Source organism: Streptomyces sp. L2, assembly GCF_004124325.1.
In the GTDB taxonomy this organism is placed as follows: domain Bacteria; phylum Actinomycetota; class Actinomycetes; order Streptomycetales; family Streptomycetaceae; genus Streptomyces.
The window spans coordinates 1,125,592-1,143,270 of record NZ_QBDT01000001.1; the positions used below are offsets into that span (position 1 = coordinate 1,125,592).

General features: G+C 70.9%; 15 protein-coding genes. 6 read left to right on the forward strand and 9 right to left on the reverse strand.

Annotation, left to right across the window (positions count from 1 at the left end):
* The first annotated feature begins 65 nt into the window (after positions 1-65).
* Together DBP14_RS04850 and DBP14_RS04855 are read left to right on the forward strand one after the other, a co-directional pair.
* Positions 66-1,268 carry a site-specific integrase gene (locus DBP14_RS04850; RefSeq protein WP_241740804.1) on the forward strand — a complete coding sequence of 401 codons (1,203 nt, stop codon included), beginning with the start codon at positions 66-68 and terminating at the stop codon, positions 1,266-1,268.
* Positions 1,261-3,738 carry a site-specific integrase gene (locus tag DBP14_RS04855; protein ID WP_241740805.1) on the forward strand — a complete coding sequence of 826 codons (2,478 nt, stop codon included), beginning with the start codon at positions 1,261-1,263 and terminating at the stop codon, positions 3,736-3,738. The genes DBP14_RS04850 and DBP14_RS04855 overlap by 8 nt, the downstream gene beginning before the upstream one ends.
* A 59-nt stretch (positions 3,739-3,797) precedes the next feature.
* On the opposite strand, the gene DBP14_RS04860 is transcribed toward DBP14_RS04855, so the two are convergent.
* The 4 genes from DBP14_RS04860 to DBP14_RS04875 all read right to left on the reverse strand — a co-directional run bounded on the left by DBP14_RS04860 (position 3,798) and on the right by DBP14_RS04875 (position 7,005).
* Positions 3,798-4,616, reverse strand: a complete 819-nt coding sequence (locus DBP14_RS04860) for a barstar family protein (RefSeq protein WP_129305804.1) — start codon at positions 4,614-4,616, stop codon at positions 3,798-3,800.
* 5 nt (positions 4,617-4,621) lie between these two features.
* Positions 4,622-5,395: a DMT family transporter gene (locus DBP14_RS04865; protein WP_129305805.1), complete on the reverse strand. Its 774-nt coding sequence runs from the start codon at positions 5,393-5,395 to the stop codon at positions 4,622-4,624.
* 90 nt (positions 5,396-5,485) lie between these two features.
* Positions 5,486-6,112, reverse strand: coding sequence for a dihydrofolate reductase family protein (locus DBP14_RS04870; RefSeq protein WP_129305806.1), 627 nt, complete (start codon positions 6,110-6,112; stop codon positions 5,486-5,488).
* A 74-nt stretch (positions 6,113-6,186) separates the two neighbouring features.
* Positions 6,187-7,005, reverse strand: a complete 819-nt coding sequence (locus tag DBP14_RS04875) for an AIM24 family protein (RefSeq protein ID WP_129305807.1) — start codon at positions 7,003-7,005, stop codon at positions 6,187-6,189.
* Positions 7,006-7,107: 102 nt separating this feature from the next.
* Between DBP14_RS04875 and DBP14_RS04880 the strand changes: the two genes are divergently transcribed.
* The gene (locus tag DBP14_RS04880; RefSeq protein ID WP_129305808.1) at positions 7,108-7,860 is read left to right on the forward strand and encodes an SDR family oxidoreductase; all 753 of its coding nucleotides are present in this window, start codon (positions 7,108-7,110) and stop codon (positions 7,858-7,860) included.
* Between the two features lie 391 nt (positions 7,861-8,251).
* On the opposite strand, the gene alc is transcribed toward DBP14_RS04880, so the two are convergent.
* Together alc and allB are read right to left on the reverse strand one after the other, a co-directional pair.
* Positions 8,252-9,367: an allantoicase gene (alc, locus tag DBP14_RS04885; protein ID WP_129305809.1), complete on the reverse strand. Its 1,116-nt coding sequence runs from the start codon at positions 9,365-9,367 to the stop codon at positions 8,252-8,254.
* A gap of 52 nt (positions 9,368-9,419) precedes the next feature.
* Entirely contained in the window at positions 9,420-10,760 is a 1,341-nt protein-coding gene (allB, locus tag DBP14_RS04890) for an allantoinase AllB (RefSeq protein ID WP_129305810.1), read from the reverse strand.
* Positions 10,761-11,044: 284 nt separating this feature from the next.
* Here allB and DBP14_RS04895 point away from each other — a divergent pair, with 284 nt between their 5' ends.
* The gene (locus tag DBP14_RS04895) at positions 11,045-11,839 is read left to right on the forward strand and encodes an IclR family transcriptional regulator (protein WP_129305811.1); all 795 of its coding nucleotides are present in this window, start codon (positions 11,045-11,047) and stop codon (positions 11,837-11,839) included.
* 108 nt (positions 11,840-11,947) lie between these two features.
* On the opposite strand, the gene DBP14_RS04900 is transcribed toward DBP14_RS04895, so the two are convergent.
* A complete protein-coding gene (locus tag DBP14_RS04900; RefSeq protein ID WP_129305812.1) occupies positions 11,948-12,271 on the reverse strand; it encodes a DUF5955 family protein in 324 nt (107 codons plus the stop codon).
* A gap of 130 nt (positions 12,272-12,401) precedes the next feature.
* On the opposite strand from DBP14_RS04900, the gene DBP14_RS04905 reads away from it, so the two are divergent.
* Both DBP14_RS04905 and aceB read left to right on the forward strand, forming a co-directional pair.
* Positions 12,402-13,010, forward strand: coding sequence for a nucleotidyltransferase family protein (locus DBP14_RS04905; RefSeq protein WP_129305813.1), 609 nt, complete (start codon positions 12,402-12,404; stop codon positions 13,008-13,010).
* Between the two features lie 184 nt (positions 13,011-13,194).
* Entirely contained in the window at positions 13,195-14,820 is a 1,626-nt protein-coding gene (aceB, locus tag DBP14_RS04910) for a malate synthase A (RefSeq protein WP_129305814.1), read from the forward strand.
* A 63-nt stretch (positions 14,821-14,883) separates the two neighbouring features.
* Here the strand turns inward: aceB and DBP14_RS04915 are convergent, their stop codons facing one another.
* Positions 14,884-15,798: a HipA family kinase gene (locus DBP14_RS04915; protein WP_129305815.1), complete on the reverse strand. Its 915-nt coding sequence runs from the start codon at positions 15,796-15,798 to the stop codon at positions 14,884-14,886.
* A gap of 112 nt (positions 15,799-15,910) precedes the next feature.
* Positions 15,911-17,410: an IucA/IucC family protein gene (locus tag DBP14_RS04920; RefSeq protein WP_129305816.1), complete on the reverse strand. Its 1,500-nt coding sequence runs from the start codon at positions 17,408-17,410 to the stop codon at positions 15,911-15,913.
* Between the last annotated feature and the right edge of the window lie 269 nt (positions 17,411-17,679).

The window sequence follows — 17,679 nt, forward strand, 5'->3', positions numbered from 1 at the left end:
TGTTAACTGCACCTTGTTTGGCTCGTTGGACGGGGCGATGCACTTCCTCTCCCAAGGAGCCTCACTTGCCCCAGGATCTTCACGGCGAGTTGATCGAAGGACGAGCCGATGTACCCCGCATCGGCTCAGTGATCGAACTCCCCACCGTCCATCCGCCGTACGGCGTCGTTGATGCATCCGGCGAGGTGGTCGAGCCGGTGATGTCATACCTGCGGGAGCTTGCTCTCGATGACAACCGCCCTCTGACCAGCCGCAGTTATGCCTACGACCTGCTTCGCTGGTTCCGGGTGCTGTGGCTTCTCGAAGTGGCATGGGACCGGGCCACCCAGGCCGAGGCTTCCGCGATGGTCGGCTGGCTACGCGTTGCGGCCAATCCTCAACGCCGCCGGAGCAATCCGGCCACGCCCCCACCGGGTTCGGTGAACCCTCGGACGGGCAAGCAGTACCTCAGGGCTGGATACGCGCCGTCCACCATCAACCACGCGCTCACCGTGGTCAGCAGTTTCTACGCGTTCCACCGGCACTACAACCGTGGCCCGCTGGTCAACCCGGTTCCGGGGTCGCTGGCCCGCAGGAGGGCTCTGGCCCATGGCAACCCGATGGAGCCGGTCCCGGCGTTCCGCCGCGCCCGACTGCGGCAGCGGGTTCCGCAGACCGATCCGCGGGCGATTCCCGATGCGATGTGGGACGAGTTCTTCGAGGCCATGACACATGACCGGGACCGGGCTGCCGTCCTGCTCTACGTCTCCAGCGGCTCTCGGGCCAGTGAGCTGCTGGGAGTGACGCCGGGAGACATCGACTGGCCGCGGCAGACGATCTACGTGGTGTCCAAGGGGATGACGGAACGCGAGCCTGTGCCAGCCAGTCCGCAGGCGCTGGCCGTGCTCGCCGCCTACCTGGACGAGGTGGGCCTGCCGCCCGACCACGAGCCGGTGCTGCGGACCCGCCGGGGCCCGGACAAGCCGCTGAGCTACTGGGCGATGCGCCGCATCGTCCAGCGCGCCAACGACAAGCTCTCCACCAACTGGACTCTCCACGACCTGCGTCACACGGCCGCGAAGCGCATGGCCAACGACCCCAGCCTCACTCTCGCCGAGGTACGGGCGATCATGCGGCACTCCGACCTGGCCACCACCGGCCGCTACCTCAACTCTCGGGTCGAGGACCTCTTCGATGCCCTGCAGCAGCACTACAACCGGCCCCGTGTCGAGCGGAGCTTCGCGCCCGGCTACGACCCCGACGACTTCAAGGCGGTGTTCGGTGGTTAACCGAGGAACCCTCTCCGACACCTACACCAGCCGCAACCGACGCACCATCGTGCGCGAGGCCGAGGCTCCGCATCCGACCCGGTTCGCCAGCGCCCACCTCAAAGCCGCCCCGGCACCCAGGCCCGAGAACCCGCCGGCCCCGCTCGGCGACCTGTCCAAGGCCCCGATCAACGAGCTCTGCCGGCTCTCCTCAGAGACCTTGAACGGCAGAACCCGCTCCCTGGGCGAGAAGCGCCGACGCGGCATCCGCCTACTCTTCGGCCACTTGGAGACGCTGCCCGGCACCACTTGGCAGGAACGCTGGGAAGCCAGCGGCTTCAACGACGAACAGACCCCCTCGGTCAACATCCTCGGGCGCCCTGACGGCCGCGACCGCAGCGACCTGATCTCGGCCGTGAAGTGGGCGTTCTGCGCCCGCGTGATCCAGCCCTCATTGTCCGGCTTCCGTGCGAACAAGTTCGTCGAGTACGGAGAAGCCTTCCGTGAGCTGCAGAACGACCCCCAACTTGATGCCTACTTCGCCGCTGTGGATGCCGAGCCCCGGCTCGACCCCCGGCACCGTATCCGGGCCAAGTTCGACCTGACCTGCGCGTTGACGACACAGGGCATCGCCATAGAGCACCTGACGCCATCGGCCCTGCTGCACTACTCGCTGGAGAACCGCCGCCTCGGGTTGACCTACGGGGCGAACAACACGACCAACAAGAAGACGCGGTTCGCGGCTCTTGGGACGTGGGAGATCCTCCACAAGATGGGCCACTTCCCGCCAGGGACTGCTCCGACTCTGCGGACGTTCATCTACAACGGTCAGTACACCGTCGAGGAGCTTGTCGACCGCTACGGCATCCAGCACCAGGGCGTCCGGCAGCTGTTGATCGACTACCTCACCCGTCGACGGGCGGACACCGACTACATCACCGCGGATGGGCTGGCCCGCAACCTGGCCGGGCTCTTCTGGGCCAAGATCGAGGAGATCAATCCCGACCAGGCGGACCTCGCACTCAGCCAGCACGTCTACGACCAGTGGCGGGCCGACCTGCAGTACTGGACCAGAGACAAGACGAAGATCCGCAAGGACGTGGCGTCCATCCTCCTCGCGGTCCGCGGGCTCTACGTCGACCTGCACAGCTGGGCCGTCGAGGAGCCCGAGCGGTGGGGCCCGTGGGTGGCCCCGTGCCCGATCCTGCCCCGGGACTTCACCGGGTTCGGCAAGCGCCGCCGTGAGATCAACCGGCGCATGGCCGACCGCACCCGGACCCGTCAGCCCCTCCTGCCCGTCCTGGTCCAGCACCTTGAGGCACGGCACGAGCGGCTTGCCGGCCTGCTCGACGCCGGCAGCCAGGTCCCTCTGGGAGACGAGTTCGTGCACGCCGGACGGCACTACCGGCGCTCTCACTCCAGAGAAGACCAACGCCGGGCCAAGGTCGGTCTGAGCCTGACCGTCCGGGTCGTCGACACCGCCACCAGCGAGCTCGTCAACGTGTCACTCGCCGAGGATGCGGCCTTCTGGGAGTGGGCCGCGGTCGAGGTGCTTCGGCACAGCGGTATCAGGATCGAGGAGCTCAGCGAACTCACCCACCTGAGCATCCGCCAGTATCAGCGTCCCAACGGGGAGGTGATCGCCCTCCTGGTCGTCGCCCCGTCCAAGAGCGAGCGCGAGCGCGTCATCCCCATGTCAGCCGACCTCTTCCACTCCGTCGCCCAGGTCGTCCGCCGCCACACCCGCGACGGACTGGCCATCCCGCTCGTCTCCCGCTACGACAGTCACGAAAAGACCTGGTCAGAACCGATGCCGTTCCTCTTCCAACGGCAGAACGGCACCGTCCGCGGCGTCCTCGCCCCCGGCACCGTCCTCAACATGCTCGCCCGCACCTGCGAAGAGATCGGCCGCACCAACGAGGCTTTCGCCGGAACGAAGTTCACGCCCCACGACTTCCGCAGACTCTTCGCGACCGAAATCGTCAACGGGGGGCTGCCCATCCACATTGGTGCCGCCCTGCTCGGACACCTGAATCTCCAGACAACTCAGGGTTACGTCGCCGTCTTCGCCGAGGACATCGTCCGCCACTACCAGGAGTTCCTCAACCATCGCCGGTCCCTGCGGTCGCAGGGCGAGTACAGCGAGGTGACTCCGGAGGAGTGGGCTGAGTTCGAGGATCACTTCGACAAGCGCAAGGTCGAGCTGGGCAACTGTGCTCGCCCCTACGGCACCCCCTGCCAGCACGAACACGCCTGCATCCGCTGCCCGATGCTCCAGGTCAATCCCAAGATGCTGTCCCGACTCACGGAGCTCGAAAAGGATCTTCTTGCCCGCCGGAAACGTGCCGAGGAAGAGCAGTGGCTGGGCGAGATCGACGGCATCGACATGACGCTGACGTTCCTGCGCGCCAAGCAAGCTGAAGCAGCCCGCCTCACGCGCAGGCCAGCCGTCGACCTCGGCCTGCCCCGACCCCGTTCCGAAGGAGACTGAAACTCCCCATCACGCGTGGTGACTGGCCTTCCAAGGCCACCAGTTGAAGCGACAAGCAATCACTGCAGGATGACTTGAATGCCCTGCTCCTGGAAGATCTCCAGGAGCAGGTCGAACAGCGTTGCCTCGCCTTCGCCGGTGGCCCTGTTTTCCGCCAGCCGTGCCCTGGCCACGGCCGAGTGCTGCCACTGCAGGGTGAACGGTGAGGTGGCCCCCCAGCCGCCTCTCAAGCAGTCGACGAGAGCATCAAGATTCCATCCGAAGTATCCGCCGGGTCCATTGATGGCTTCACCGAGCGCGCAGTAGAAGCTGTCCACATCGACGCAGTGTCGGCCGTCCAGGGTGAACACCTGACCTGCGGGAGCGTCGAGCTTCCCGCGACGCTGGTACTCCCGCGACCAGAGCGCGACCGACAACCAGGAGTGCCTATCCACGGGATCGAGAACATGCCACATGCCCGTACGGTTCAGGTGCCCCGTGCGGATCAGGTCCCACATCTCCCCTGCTCCAGGCAGGGCTTCATCACACCAGAGAGTCACCGTGACGTCTAGGAAGCCGGCTCCGCGGACGGCGGGCCGGACGTCAACGACAGTGACGTCGTTAACGAAGTAGGACCCCATGGTGGCGCCCTCGGCGTCGAGGATGTCGATCCAGGCATTCCCCGCCAGGGCGCGACGACTGCCGACGCGATCCAGGCTCTTCAGCAGGCCGCCCTGCGGGACGCATCCCACGAGGCGCACTCGACGTGCTCCCTCTTCCTCACGAAGAGGCGTGAACAACCCCTCGGCCTCGTGAGAAAAGCCCCAGAAGTCGGCGTCGTCCTCGTCTGGGGTCAGAGCGTACTTCTGCCCCTCGCTGCCCCGGCCTGGTGCTCGCATCACTCTCACCATGAGAGCGCTGATCCTACTCGTGAGGGTGAAGTGCAGAGAAGCACGAAGAACGCGAACAGCGTGCACAGCGCGGCCAGGAACAGCAGTCCGGCCCACTCCCCCGCGCCGAAGCCGGCCGCCGTCGCCCACGGCGAGGTTCCCCAGCCGGCCGACAGGGCCGCGAAGACGGCGACGGCGGTGCCGAGCTGCACCGTGGTGAGCGGCAGCGCGCCCGCACCCCGCACGGACCGCAGCCGGGACATCGTGAGGACGTGCAGGGTGCGGGCGAGTGCGGCGAGCAGCATGAGGAGGTCGCCGGGGCCGGGGCGGGTGAAGCCGCCGTTCTGGGTGAGCAGGGCCACGCCGAGCACCGACAGGGCGGCCGCGCCGAGGAAGGCCGGGGTGGGCCGGGCCCGGGTGACCGCGGACTCGGCGAGCGGGGTGAAGATCATGGTGAGGCTGATGATCAGGCCCGCGTTGGTCGCCGAGGTGTGCACCACCCCGTAGGTCTCCAGCAGGAAGATACCGCTGAGGATCAGCCCGAGCAGGGCCGCGCCGCGCCACTGCGCCGCCGTCAGCGCGCGCAGGGCCCGGTGCCCGGCGACGGCGAGGACGGGCAGGACGAGCGCGAAGCGCAGCACCAGGACGGCGAGCACCGTGCGGGTGGTGGTGATGTCCTTCGCGGCGAGATAGCTGGCGCCCCAGCACACGGCGACGAGCAGGAGGGACAGGTCGGTGTGCCAGGCACGCGCGGGCCTGAGCGTGCCGGGTACGGCGATCGACGTCATGGGGGCGGCTCTCCGGGTCTGCGTGCGGGGTGCGCAGACGTCGGCGGCTCGCGCGGGGACGATCACCGTACCCGTGGCGGTGATCTCCGGCTAGGCGTTTTCGGGGAGGTCGTAGGAGCCGTACTCGGGGGCGCCCGCCAGGTCGTACGACTGGATGGAGATGCCGGAGCGGGTGATACGGCCGCCGGTGTGGCGGAAGCGGGTGGGGAGCGCGCCGTCCGTGAACAGGCGGCGGCCGGCGCCGAGGACGACGGGGAACGTCGCCAGGTGCAGGGTGTCGAGGAGCCGCAGGTCGACCAGGGAGCGGACCAGGGCGCCGCTGCCGTGGACCTGGAGTTCGCCGTCGGTGCGCTCCTTGAGGGCGGCGACCTCCTTGGCGAGGTCGCCGCCGACCACGGTGGTGCCGGACCACTCGGGCGCGGTCAGAGTGGAGGAGACGACGTACTTCGGCAGCGCGTTGAGCTTGGCGGCGATCGGGTCGGCCGGGTCGGTCATCCTCGGCCAGTAGGAGGCGAAGATGTCGTACGTGCGGCGGCCGAGGAGGAAGGCGCCCACCTGGCCGAAGACCTCGGTGACGAAGGCGCCGAAGTCCTCGTCGCCGTAGGTGAAGCTCCAGCCGCCCTGGTCGAAGCCGCCGCTGGTGTCCTCCTGGGGGCCGCCGGGCGCCTGGTAGACGCCGTCGAGGGTGACGAAGATGGTGGAGACGAGCTTGCCCATGGCGGGTGCCTTCTTCCGGGTGCGGGGTCCGTTGTCATCAGCTCAGACCCCGCCCGGCCCCGCAACTCATCGGTTCAGCCGGCGTTGGTGGAGAACAGTCCTCCGGTCGGGCCCTGCTTGTCGCCGCCCTGGGCCTTTTTCAGCGCGTTCGCGAGGCTCTCGATGGTGAGGGACTGCAGGATGACCCGGCCGTTGCCCTCCAGGGTGGCCAGGGACAGGCCCTCGCCGCCGAACACGGCGTTCATGAGGCCCTGGCGGTTGAGGCCGCCGACGCGCTGGACGCCGTACTGGATGCCCTCCTCGAAGGCGACGACACAGCCGGTGTCGACCTCGATGCGGCCGCCGAAGTCGGCCGGGTTCAGGTCGATGAAGTTGCCGGCGCCGGCGATGATCACGGTGCCGCGGCCGGTGAACTTCTCCAGGACGAAGCCCTCGCCGCCGCTCATGCCGGTGCGGCCGCCCTGGAAGGCGATGCCGAAGTCGACGGTGGACTCGGCGGCCACGAAGGCGTCCTTCTCGGCGAACCACGCGCGCGTGCCGTCGAGTTCCAGGGCGCGCATCTCCCCGGGGAGCACACCGGCGAAGCCGACGGTGCCCTCGCCGCCCTGGGCGCTGAAGTACTGGAAGGCGAGCGACTCGCCGGCGAGCATGCGCTGGCCGGCCTGCATGGCGGTGCCCATCGCCTGGCGGAGCATGCCGCCCATGCCGCCGCCCGGGCCGGAGCCGCCCTGCTGCCGGCCGCCGCCCGACGGGCCGGACAGCCGGGTCTCCATGGTCACGTTCGTGGTCTTGAACAGGAACTTCCCGGCCTCGCAGTAGACGGTCTGGCCGGGGTACAGGTTGACGACCGCCATCTGCATGGCGTTGCCGACGATCTCTTGCTGAAGGGTCACGCGGGAAGAACGCCGGAGGTGGAGTCAAGAGTTCCGCTCACCCCGAGATCGGTGTCCGTCCGCCGCCAGCACTCCGGGTCCCGGCCCGCTGGGATGGACGGCATGACAACGACTAGAGGATCTCTCTACGGCAGGACGGCCCTGGTCACCGGCGGCAGCCGGGGCATCGGAGCGGCCACGGCGCTGCGGCTCGCGCGCGCGGGCGCCGACGTGGCGGTGACCTACGTGAACGGCAAGGAGGCGGCCGAGGACGTCGTACGGGCCGTGGAGGCGCTGGGGCGCCGTGCGGTGGCCCTGCGCGCGGACGCGGCCGACCCGGTGGCGGCGGCGGACGCGGTGGGGCGTACGGCGGAGGCGCTCGGCGGCCTCGACGTGCTCGTCAACAACGCGGGCATCGGTGTGCTGGGCCCGCTGGACACGCTGAGCGTGGCGGACGTCGACCGGGTGCTCGCCGTGAACGTGCGCGGGGTGTTCCTGGCCTCGCAGGCGGCGGCCGCGCACATGCCGTCCGGTGGCCGCATCGTCACGGTCGGCACGTGCATGACGCAGCGGGTGCCCGGGCCCGGCGGGACCCTGTACGCCATGAGCAAGGCGGCCCTGGTCGGCCTGACCAGGGCGCTCGCGCGGGAGCTGGGCGGGCGCGGCATCACGGCGAACATCGTCCACCCGGGCCCGACGGACACGGACATGAACCCGGCGGACGGCCCCTACGCCGCCGGGCAGGCCGGGATGACGGCGCTGGGCCGGTTCGGGACGGCCGACGAGGTGGCCGCCACCGTCACCCACCTGGCCGGCCCGGACGCGGCCTACGTCACCGGCGCGGAGTTCGCCGTCGACGGCGGGCACGCGGCCTGAGGCCGCGACCCGCGCGCGCGTGGCCCCTCACCGCGGTTCGGGTGAGGGTCCGTGCGGCCGGCGAAGGGAACGTGGCCGGTGAGAGGCCGCCTGCCAGGTGAGGAGCCGTGTGGTCGGTGACCGGTGGCCGTGTGCCCGGTGACCGGTGGCCGGTGGCCGTGTGACCGGCTGCCGGTGACCGGTGGCCGGTGGCCGTGTGACCGGCTGCCGTGTGATCGGTGACCGGTGGCCGTGTGGTCGGTGACCGGTGGCCGGTGGCCGTGTGGTCGGGACCGGTGGCCGGTGGCCGTGTGGTCGGGACCGGTGGCCGTGTGGCCCGTGGCGGGGTGTGTGGCTGGGGTGGGGCGCGCCAGTGCTGTCCAGGCCGGTGCGCCCCACGGCTGGGGGCCCGTCAGCCGCCGAGTTCCTGGTGGCGGGCCGTGAGGGCGGTGGCGCCCTGTTCCGTCAGGGAGCCGAACAGGCGGAGGCGGGAGATGCCGCCGTCGGGGTAGATGTCCACGCGCGCGTGGGTGCCGACGGCCGGGGCCGGGAGGACGAAGCGGTGGTTGGTGTCGGGCTGGAGGCGGGTGCGCGGGAGGACCTCGCGCCACTCGCCGCTCTCGCCGTCCTTCACCGACACCGACGCCCAGCCCGCGCTGTTGCCCTTGAGGTAGGCCGTGTCGATCTCGACCGCGCGGATCTCGGACTGGGCGGGCAGCCGGTAGCGGATCCAGTCGTTGCCCTGGTCGCGGCGGCGGCGCGTCTCCCAGCCGTCGTCCATCTTGCGGGAGCGGCCCGGCTGGATGGTGTTGGTGGCCGGCGAGTAGAAGAGGTTGGAGGCGTCCTCGACCTGGCCGCCGTTCTCCAGTGCGACCACGTCGAAGGCGCCGAGGACGCTCAGCCACTTCGGGTCCGGGACGACCTCGCCGTACACGCGCAGGCGGGCGATGCCGCCGTCGGGGTGCTGGTTGACGCGCAGGTGGGTGAAGCGCTGCTCGACGGAGACGGCGAAGCCGTTGGCGGCGTGGCCGCCGACGGCGGTGCGCGGGACGAGGGTCGTCCACTTGACGTCGTCGCCGAGCAGTTCCTCCGGGGACGGCGAGCCGGGTACGGACGTGGCCTCGACGGACACGGCCTGCGGGTAGTTGCCCCGGAAGTGGGCCGTGTCGACGACGATCCCGCGGATCACGCCGGGCGCCCCGAGCCGGACCAGCGCCCAGTCGTGGTCCTCGGCGGTCGGCCACGGGTGCTCGGCGGACACACCGCGCCGGCGGCGGGTCTCCCAGCCGTCCATGATCTTGCCCTTGTGCCCGAAGTGCTCGGGGTCGAACTCGGCGCGCTCGGGCACCAGCAGGTTCTCCCGCTGGGCGAAGAACTCGTCGTTGGCGGCGATGACACCGGCGCCGAGCTGCCGGTCGGCGAGGTTGGCGTACTGGGTGAAGGGGAAGTCGGCGGTGCGGTAGTCCGCGTACGGGTCACCGCCTCCGTAGGGGTTCGCGTCGCCGGTGAAGCTGGGTATCGCCGTCACGGTGATCAGGGATTCCTTTCTGCACGTCGGTCGGCCGGGTGGCCTCGGTGGCTTACTGGGGGCGGGTGAGCAGCGTGCCCTTCGGCTCGGTGAACTCGCCGTCGGCGACGATGCGCTCGCCGCGCAGCCAGGTGGACTTGACGACGCCGTGCAGGGTCTTGCCGGCGTATGCGGTGACGCGGTTGCGGTGCTGGAGGCCGGCCGGGTCGACGGTGAACGTCTCGTCGGGGGCGAGCACGGCGAAGTCGGCGTCGTGGCCGGGCGCGATGGCGCCCTTCGTGGCGCCAAGACCGGCGAGGTCCGCGGTCCGCGCGGACATCCAGCGGACGACGTCCTCCAGGGTGTGACCGCGCCTGCGGGCCTCGGTCCATACGGCGGAGAGGCTGAGCTGGAGGCCGGAGATGCCGCCCCATGCGGTGGCGAAGTCGTCGGTCTTCAGGTCGGTGGTTGAGGGCGAGTGGTCGGTGACGACGCAGTCGATGGTGCCGTCGTTGAGCGCCTGCCAGAGCAGGTCCTGGTTGGCGGCCTCGCGGATCGGCGGGCAGCACTTGAACTCGCTCGCGCCGTCGGGGACTTCCTCGGCGGTCAGGGTGAGGTAGTGCGGGCAGGTCTCGGCGGTGACCCGGACGCCCTCGGCGCGGGCGGCGGCGATCATCGGCAGCGCGTCGCTGGAGGACAGGTGCAGGATGTGCACGCGGGCGTCGAACCGGCGGGCCTGCGCGATGAGCGCGGCGATCGCGGTGTCCTCGGCGTCGCGCGGGCGGGAGGCGAGGAAGTCGGCGTACTTGGGGCCGCCGTGCTGCGGGGCGGCGGCGAGGTGGTGCGGGTCCTCGGCGTGCACGATGAGCAGGCCGCCGAAGCCGGCGATCTCGGCCATGGACCGGGCGAGGTGCTCCTGGTCCAGGTGCGGGAACTCGTCCACGCCGGACGGGGACAGGAAGCACTTGAAGCCGAAGACCCCGGCGTCGTGCAACGGGCGCAGGTCCTTGACGTTGTCGGGCAGGGCGCCGCCCCAGAAGCCGACGTCGATGTGCGCCTTGTCGGCGGCGACCGCGCGCTTCACGTCCAGGTGGTCGACCGTGGTGGTCGGCGGGAGGGAGTTCAGCGGCATGTCGACCAGGGTGGTGATGCCGCCGGCCGCCGCGGCGCGCGTGGCGGTCCAGAAGCCCTCCCACTCGGTGCGGCCGGGGTCGTTGACGTGGACGTGGGTGTCGACGAGGCCGGGCAGCAGCACGTGGTCGCCGAAGTCCTCCAGCCGGGCCGTGGCCGGCACCTCGGCGTCGTGCGGCAGTACGGCCGTGATCTTCCCGGAAGCGACGGTGACCGTGGCGGCCCGCGTCCCTTCCGGAGTGATGACCCGCGTCGAGCGCAGCACCAGTTCAGCGTCGGACACCCGAACCCCTTTCTCCACCGCCGTTGCCGCCCGGAAAACGCCTTGATATGCGGATGTAGATCCACGTAACGGACTTCAACGTTCTGTTGAAGGAGTCTTCACTCCCGCTCGCCCGCCGTCAAGGGGCGCACTTCCGAGCAGGGAGCGGCGACCGCCAACTCTGGACGTTTCCACAAGGCGGAATTAGAATTCCGGTACGCAGAACGTAGCTACGTACAATCAGGGAGTCAACCGACTGCCGGGTAGGCTTCTGCCCTCCCCGCCAGTCCCGAAAGGAACGTGCCGTGCCGACGTCCAGCGCCAGCACCACCGACTCCGCCAAGACCTCCGCCGGCGGCGGGGTCCAGTCCCTGGAGCGCGCCTTCGACCTGCTTGAGCGGATGGCGGACGCGGGGGGCGAGGTCGGCCTGAGCGAGCTGTCCGCGTCCAGCGGGCTGCCCCTGCCGACCATCCACCGGCTGATGCGCACCCTGGTCGCCTGCGGCTACGTGCGCCAGCAGCCCAACCGCCGGTACGCGCTCGGGCCCCGGCTGATCCGGCTCGGCGAGTCGGCCTCCCGGCTGCTCGGCACCTGGGCCCGGCCCTACCTGGCCCGGCTCGTCGAGGAGACCGGCGAGACCGCCAACATGGCGCTGCTGGACGGTGACGAGATCGTCTACGTGGCGCAGGTGCCGTCGAAGCACTCGATGCGGATGTTCACCGAGGTGGGCCGGCGGGTGCTGCCGCACTCGACGGGCGTCGGCAAGGCGCTGCTCGCGAGCACGCCGGACGACGAGGTGCGGGCGCTGCTCGCCCGCACGGGGATGCCGGCGGCGACGGACAAGACGATCACCACCGCGGAGGGGTTCCTGGCGGCGCTGGAGGAGGTACGGCAGGCCGGGTACGCCGTCGACGACAACGAGCAGGAGATCGGGGTGCGGTGCCTCGCGGTGTCCGTGCCGGAGTCTCCGACGGCGGCGGCGATCTCGATCTCCGGGCCGGCGGGGCGGGTCACCGAGGCGGCGACGGAGAAGATCGTGCCGTTGCTGCATGAGGTTGCGCTGGAGCTGTCTCAGGCGTTGGCGAGTTCGGGGGCCTGATCGGTTTGGGGCGCCTGAGGGGGTGGGGGCTGCTGCGCGTGGGCGAGTGCGTAGTGGCTTGTCGCGCAGTTCCCCGCGCCCCTAGGTGGATCTCCGCGGCCCCTGTCTTCAAGAACTCGAAGTTCTCGGGGGCTCGCCGAAGAGGTCTACCGCTTGTTTGACGTCCGAGAGGCCTCGGGCGAGGGCGCTCACTGAGCCGATGGCGCCTGCCACCAGTAACAGGGAGCCGCGGAGGCGGGGGATCTCGGGGGTGCCGCCGGCGGCCATCGCCGCCAGGGCGGCCAGTTCGTCCTCGGCTATCGCGCGGTCGGGGAAGTCGGAACGTATCGCGGCGAGTTCGCGCCGCAGCCGGGACACCGCGGTCCGCAGTTCCGCCACGCGTGGGTCCTCGTCGCTGCCGGTCACTGGCCTCTGTCCCAAGCTCCGCAACACAGCCCTCCCCCTGACACTCCGTCGTGCGCGGGTCAGTAAACGCCACGGCGTCCGGGAGCGCCACAGCGCGGACCGAAATTCAGCCCATCGAAGCCGTCTGCCGTGAGCGCGGGTCCGGTATGCAGGACGCATGACGGATCACCGGGACGGACACGGGGAGATCGCCGGGCTGCTGCTCGCCGCCGGCGGGGGACGACGGCTCGGCGGGCGGCCGAAAGCGCTGCTGGAGCACCGGGGGCGGCTCCTGGTGGAGCACTCCGTCGACGTGCTGCGGGCGGCAGGGTGCGGGACGGTGCACGTCGTGCTGGGCGCGCGGGCGGCGGAGGTCCGGGAGCGGGCCGCACTGGGCGGCTGCGTGCTCGTCGACAACCCCGCGTGGGCGAGCGGCATGGGGTCCTCCCTGCGCGCGGGTCTCGAATCCCTCGCCGGTACGGGCGTACGCGCGGCCCTCGTGAGCCTGGTCGACCAGCCGGGCATCGGGCCGGCGGCGGTGTCCCGGGTACTCGGGGCGTACGAGAACGACTCCTCGCTCGTCTCGGCCGCCTACGACGGCGTGCGCGGTCATCCCGTACTCCTCGGCGCGGCCCACTGGGCGGGCGTCGCGGCGACGGCGGCCGGTGACCGCGGGGCGCGCGCCTACCTGCGGGAGCACGCGGCGGCGGTCAGGCTCGTGGAGTGCGCCGACGTGGCCGAGCCCTACGACATCGACACCGAGGCCGATCTGGGCCACCTTGAGTGAACGGGGTGGCACCCAGCGCCACCTTTCCTCGACTCAGAGAATCTCGATATCAACAAACCATTGAAGTTCCACGATGAGGAAACTACTATCCACTGTTCAGAAGCGCCCGCCCGCACAGCCGGCGCTGTTCGCCCTATTCGTGCCACCTGGCACCCGGTGCCACCGCTGAAGGAAGTGACAGCTCATGTCCGCACCAGCGCCGTCCCCGCTGGCCATCGTCGACGCCGAGCCCCTGCCCCGCCAGGACGAGGTCCTCACCGACGCGGCGCTCGCCTTCGTGGCGGAGCTGCACCAGCGGTTCACCCCGCGCCGTGACGAACTCCTCGCCCGCCGGGCCGAGCGACGCGCCGAGATCGCCCGCACCTCCACGCTCGACTTCCTGCCCGAGACGGCCGCCGTGCGCGCCGACGACTCCTGGCGGGTCGCCCCGGCCCCCGCCGCGCTGAACGACCGGCGCGTCGAGATCACCGGCCCCACCGACCGCAAGATGACCATCAACGCCCTGAACTCCGGGGCGAAGGTCTGGCTCGCCGACTTCGAGGACGCCTCGGCGCCCACCTGGGAGAACGTCGTCCTCGGCCAGCTCAACCTGATCGGCGCCTACACCCGCACCCTCGACTTCACCGACGAGCGCACCGGCAAGTCGTACGCCCTGCGGCCGGCCGAGGAGCTGGCGACGGTCGTCATGCGCCCGCGCGGCTGGCACCTCACCGAGCGCCACCTCGTCGACGCCGACGGCACGCCGGTCCCCGGCGCCCTCGTCGACTTCGGCCTGTACTTCTTCCACAACGCCCAGCGGCTGCTGGACCTCGGCAAGGGACCGTACTTCTACCTGCCGAAGACCGAGTCGCACCTCGAAGCGCGCCTGTGGAACGACGTGTTCGTCTTCGCGCAGGACTACGTCGGCATCCCGCAGGGCACCGTCCGGGCCACCGTCCTCATCGAGACGATCACCGCGGCGTACGAGATGGAGGAGATCCTCTACGAACTCCGCGACCACGCCTCCGGGTTGAACGCCGGCCGCTGGGACTACCTGTTCTCCATCGTGAAGAACTTCCGTGACGGCGGCCCGAAGTTCGTCCTGCCGGACCGCAACGCGGTCACCATGACGGCCCCGTTCATGCGCGCGTACACCGAACTCCTCGTCCGCACCTGCCACAAGCGCGGTGCGCACGCGATCGGCGGCATGGCGGCCTTCATCCCGTCCCGCAGGGACGCCGAGGTCAACAAGGTGGCCTTCGAGAAGGTCCGCGCCGACAAGGACCGCGAGGCCGGCGACGGCTTCGACGGCTCCTGGGTCGCCCACCCGGACCTGGTCCCGATCGCCATGGAGTCCTTCGACGAGGTCCTCGGCGACAGGCCGAACCAGAAGGACCGGCTGCGCGAGGACGTGCACGTCGAGGCAGGTGACCTGATCGCGATCGACTCGCTGGAGGCGAAGCCGACGTACGCGGGCCTGGTCAACGCCGTGCAGGTCGGCATCCGGTACATCGAGGCGTGGCTGCGGGGGCTCGGCGCGGTCGCCATCTTCAACCTGATGGAGGACGCGGCCACCGCCGAGATCTCCCGCTCCCAGATCTGGCAGTGGATCAACGCGGGCGTGGAGTTCGAGAACGGCGAGGAGGCCACTCCGGAGCTGGCCCGCAAGGTCGCCGCCGAGGAACTGTCCAACATCCGCGAGGAGATCGGCGAGGAGGCCTTCGCGGCCGGCCACTGGCAGGAGGCACACGACCTGCTGCTGACGGTGTCCCTCGACGAGGACTACGCCGACTTCCTCACCCTGCCGGCGTACGAGCAGCTCAGGGGCTGACGACCGGCGAGGAGTTCGGCGAGCGGCCCCGGGAACGTGTTCCCCGGGGCCGCTCGGCCGTCTTCACCCCAGGTGGGTCGACCAGTCCTGCTCGGCGGCAGGCCTGCCGTGCAGGTCGGGGACGTGTCTGAGCCAGTCCGGACGGCCCTGCTGGGTCCTGGCGGTGCGTTCGGCGTCCTCGGTGGCGAGTTCGTCCCGGCCGGGGAAATCGGTGGGCAGCCACTCGGGGGAGCGCTCCAGGCGGGCGAGGAGATAGGCGACGTAGGCGTCCCGTACGTCGTCGGGCGTGGCGAAGCCCGCGTCCTCGGCCAGCCAGGCGTCGGGCACCTCGGCGAGGATCCCGCGCAGCAGCTCCTCGGTGACGCGGGGCGCGAGTTCGGCGTCGGCGGCCCGTACGTCGGGGCCGCAGGGGCCGAGCGCGTGGTGCCGGAAGTCGTAGCGGCGGCCCGGGGCGGTGGTGTCCCAGCGGTGGTGGAAGACCAGGGCGGCGCCGTGGTCGATGAGCCACAGACGGGGCCGCGCGATGCCGGACGTCGGCCAGACCATGAGGTTGGAGCTGTGGACCGTACGGTCCACGTTGACGGTCAGCGCGTCCAGCCAGACGATCCGGCCGGCCTCCAGCGGGTCGACGGTGACGTGCCGGGCGACCTCGGGGGTGAAGTCCCGGGCGCCCGGCAGGAAGTCCATGCCAAGGTTGAGGCCCGCACTGGCGCCGTGCAGATCGCGCACCTCCTGGTGGGGCTCCGCGGCGGCGATGGCCGGGTCGAAGTGCACGAGCACCAGTTCGGGGAAGCGGAGGCCGAGGGCACGGGCCAGCTCACCGACGATGATCTCGGCGACCAGCGCCTTGTGGCCCTGCGCCGAGCCGGTGAACTTCACGACGTAGGTGCCGAGATCGTCGGCCTCGACGACAGCGGGGACGGAGCCGCCGGATCGCAGCGGGGTTACGTATCGGACAGCGGTTACGTCGCGTAGCACGGGTTCAGGGTATGCGGTGTGCGCGGTGTGGCGGCCGGTTCCACAGTGCCGGTGCGTTGGGGCTGGTCGCGCAGTTCCCCGCGCCCCTTTCGGGGCGCTCCAGGGCCCGGTGTCAGATGGGCCGAAGGGGGTTGGGCAGAGGCTGGTACCGGGCCGCCGCGCCGTCGGCGCCGGTCCAGCGGAGGAGGAGGTTCGTTTTGGTGGGGAGGATGGGGGTGGTGAGGAGGGTGGGGGTCTCGGGGAGGGGGTGGCGGGAGAGTTCGGCGCGGGCGGCGGGCCAGGGGTCGAACCCGGGGTGGTGTTCGGTGAGGGCGGCGGCGATCTCGGTGAGGTGGTTGACGACCAGGCAGTACACCAGCCGCTCCCAGCCGGCCTCGCGGGACACGTCGGAGAGGAGCTTGGCGCCCTCGGCGTCCCGGAACAGGGCCTGGAGCGGGGTGCCGTCGGCGTCGACGGCGACGAGCGTGTTCTGCAGGTGCGCTTCGAGGACGACCCCGTGCTCGGCGAAGGCCGTCAGCGCCGGTGGGACGACCTGGCGCAGATAGGCCCGCCACCAGGCCGCCGGGTCGGCCGCGGTGGCGAGGGGGCTGCCGTCGAAGCCCTCGGCGAGGCCCGCCGCGAGCAGCGGGGTGGCGCCGGGCAGCAGGTGGCCGCGCAGGCCGTCGCGGACCAGGACGGCGAGTTCCTCGAAGGCGAAGGCGGCGGTGCGGTAGCCGCGGTCGCTCAGCCAGGCCGCCGGGCCGGGGAGCTCCGTGAAGGCACCGGTCACCGCGCTGTCGGTACGGCGCAGCCGGAGCAGGTCGTGCCGCCACAGCCGGCGGATGTCGTTGGTGATCCGCACGTCGAGGCTGAACTTGAGGAACAGGTCCCGCCCGGGCTCGTACAGGGTCCGGACCGCCGCCGTGGGCCAGAAGTGGTCCGGGATCACGCCCAGCCGGAGCAGGCGGCCGTCGGCGAAGGCGGGGGTGAGGTCGCGGGCGGCGAGGTCGAGCTGCCAGGGGTGGGCCGGGAGCAGCCGGTAGCCGGGCGGGGCGGCGCCGAGGGCGTCCAGGGCAGCGGTGTCGCCCTCCTCGGCCACCTGGTCCTCGCGGACGCCGAGCAGCACCAGCGGGAAACGGGCGTGCGCCTCGGGCGCGTACGGCAGCCAGGCCGCCGCCGGACCGCCGCCGCGCGCCTTGGGGGCCGGATGGCAGGGGTGCCCGGTGATCAGGGCCTGCTCGGAGCGAAGGTACGGGTCCGTGGGCGGCGTCGCCCGCTCGCGCGCGGTGAGCAGGGCGGCCACGGCGTCCCGGCTGTCGATCATCTCCGCGGGCAGGTCGCCGCCGGCGAGCCCGGTGTGCCGGCGCAGTTCCTCGGCGACGAGTTTGACCAGTTCGGTGTGGCCGATCCGGTGCCAGGTTCCGGACGCGTACAGCTCGGGTTCGGCGGGTCGCCGGCCGTCGCGCACCCGAAGCAGGCGGCCGGTGGGCAGCCGGTGGACACCCCGGGTCCCGGTGCCTGGGAGCGGTTCGGCCACTTCCCGCAGGAGGCAGTTGAGCAGCGGCGCGGTCGCGTACGCGTCGGCACGCCGGCCGACGGCGTCGGTGGGGGATGTCAGGTCCACGCGATCCATTCGTTCTCGTCCGGTCGGGGTCTCGTCCGATGTCGGGTCTCGTCCGGCCGCTGTCGTCCGGTCGTTCTGGCCCGGCCGTTCTGGCCCGGCCGTTCTCTCGTCCGACGTTCTGGTCCGGCCGCTCTCGACCAGTCGTCCTACCGATCGTGTTACCGGGCCCGATCGCGGCGAGCCGTTCGTACGAGGATCCTTTCGTACGCGGGTCGAGTCCGGTCACGATCAGTATGGCGGTCGTCGCCCGACCATGGTGCCCCGAGCCGCCCGTCCCC

Excerpts from the sequence above, each read along its gene's own strand:
- DBP14_RS04860 (WP_129305804.1), bottom strand. The coding sequence starts at position 4,616 with ATGCGAGCACCAGGCCGGGGCAGCGAGGGGCAGAAGTACGCTCTGACC.
- DBP14_RS04865 (WP_129305805.1), bottom strand. The coding sequence starts at position 5,395 with ATGACGTCGATCGCCGTACCCGGCACGCTCAGGCCCGCGCGTGCCTGG.
- DBP14_RS04870 (WP_129305806.1), bottom strand. The coding sequence starts at position 6,112 with ATGGGCAAGCTCGTCTCCACCATCTTCGTCACCCTCGACGGCGTCTAC.
- DBP14_RS04880 (WP_129305808.1), top strand. The coding sequence starts at position 7,108 with ATGACAACGACTAGAGGATCTCTCTACGGCAGGACGGCCCTGGTCACC.
- DBP14_RS04905 (WP_129305813.1), top strand. The coding sequence starts at position 12,402 with ATGACGGATCACCGGGACGGACACGGGGAGATCGCCGGGCTGCTGCTC.
- aceB (WP_129305814.1), top strand. The coding sequence starts at position 13,195 with ATGTCCGCACCAGCGCCGTCCCCGCTGGCCATCGTCGACGCCGAGCCC.
- DBP14_RS04920 (WP_129305816.1), bottom strand. The coding sequence starts at position 17,410 with ATGGATCGCGTGGACCTGACATCCCCCACCGACGCCGTCGGCCGGCGT.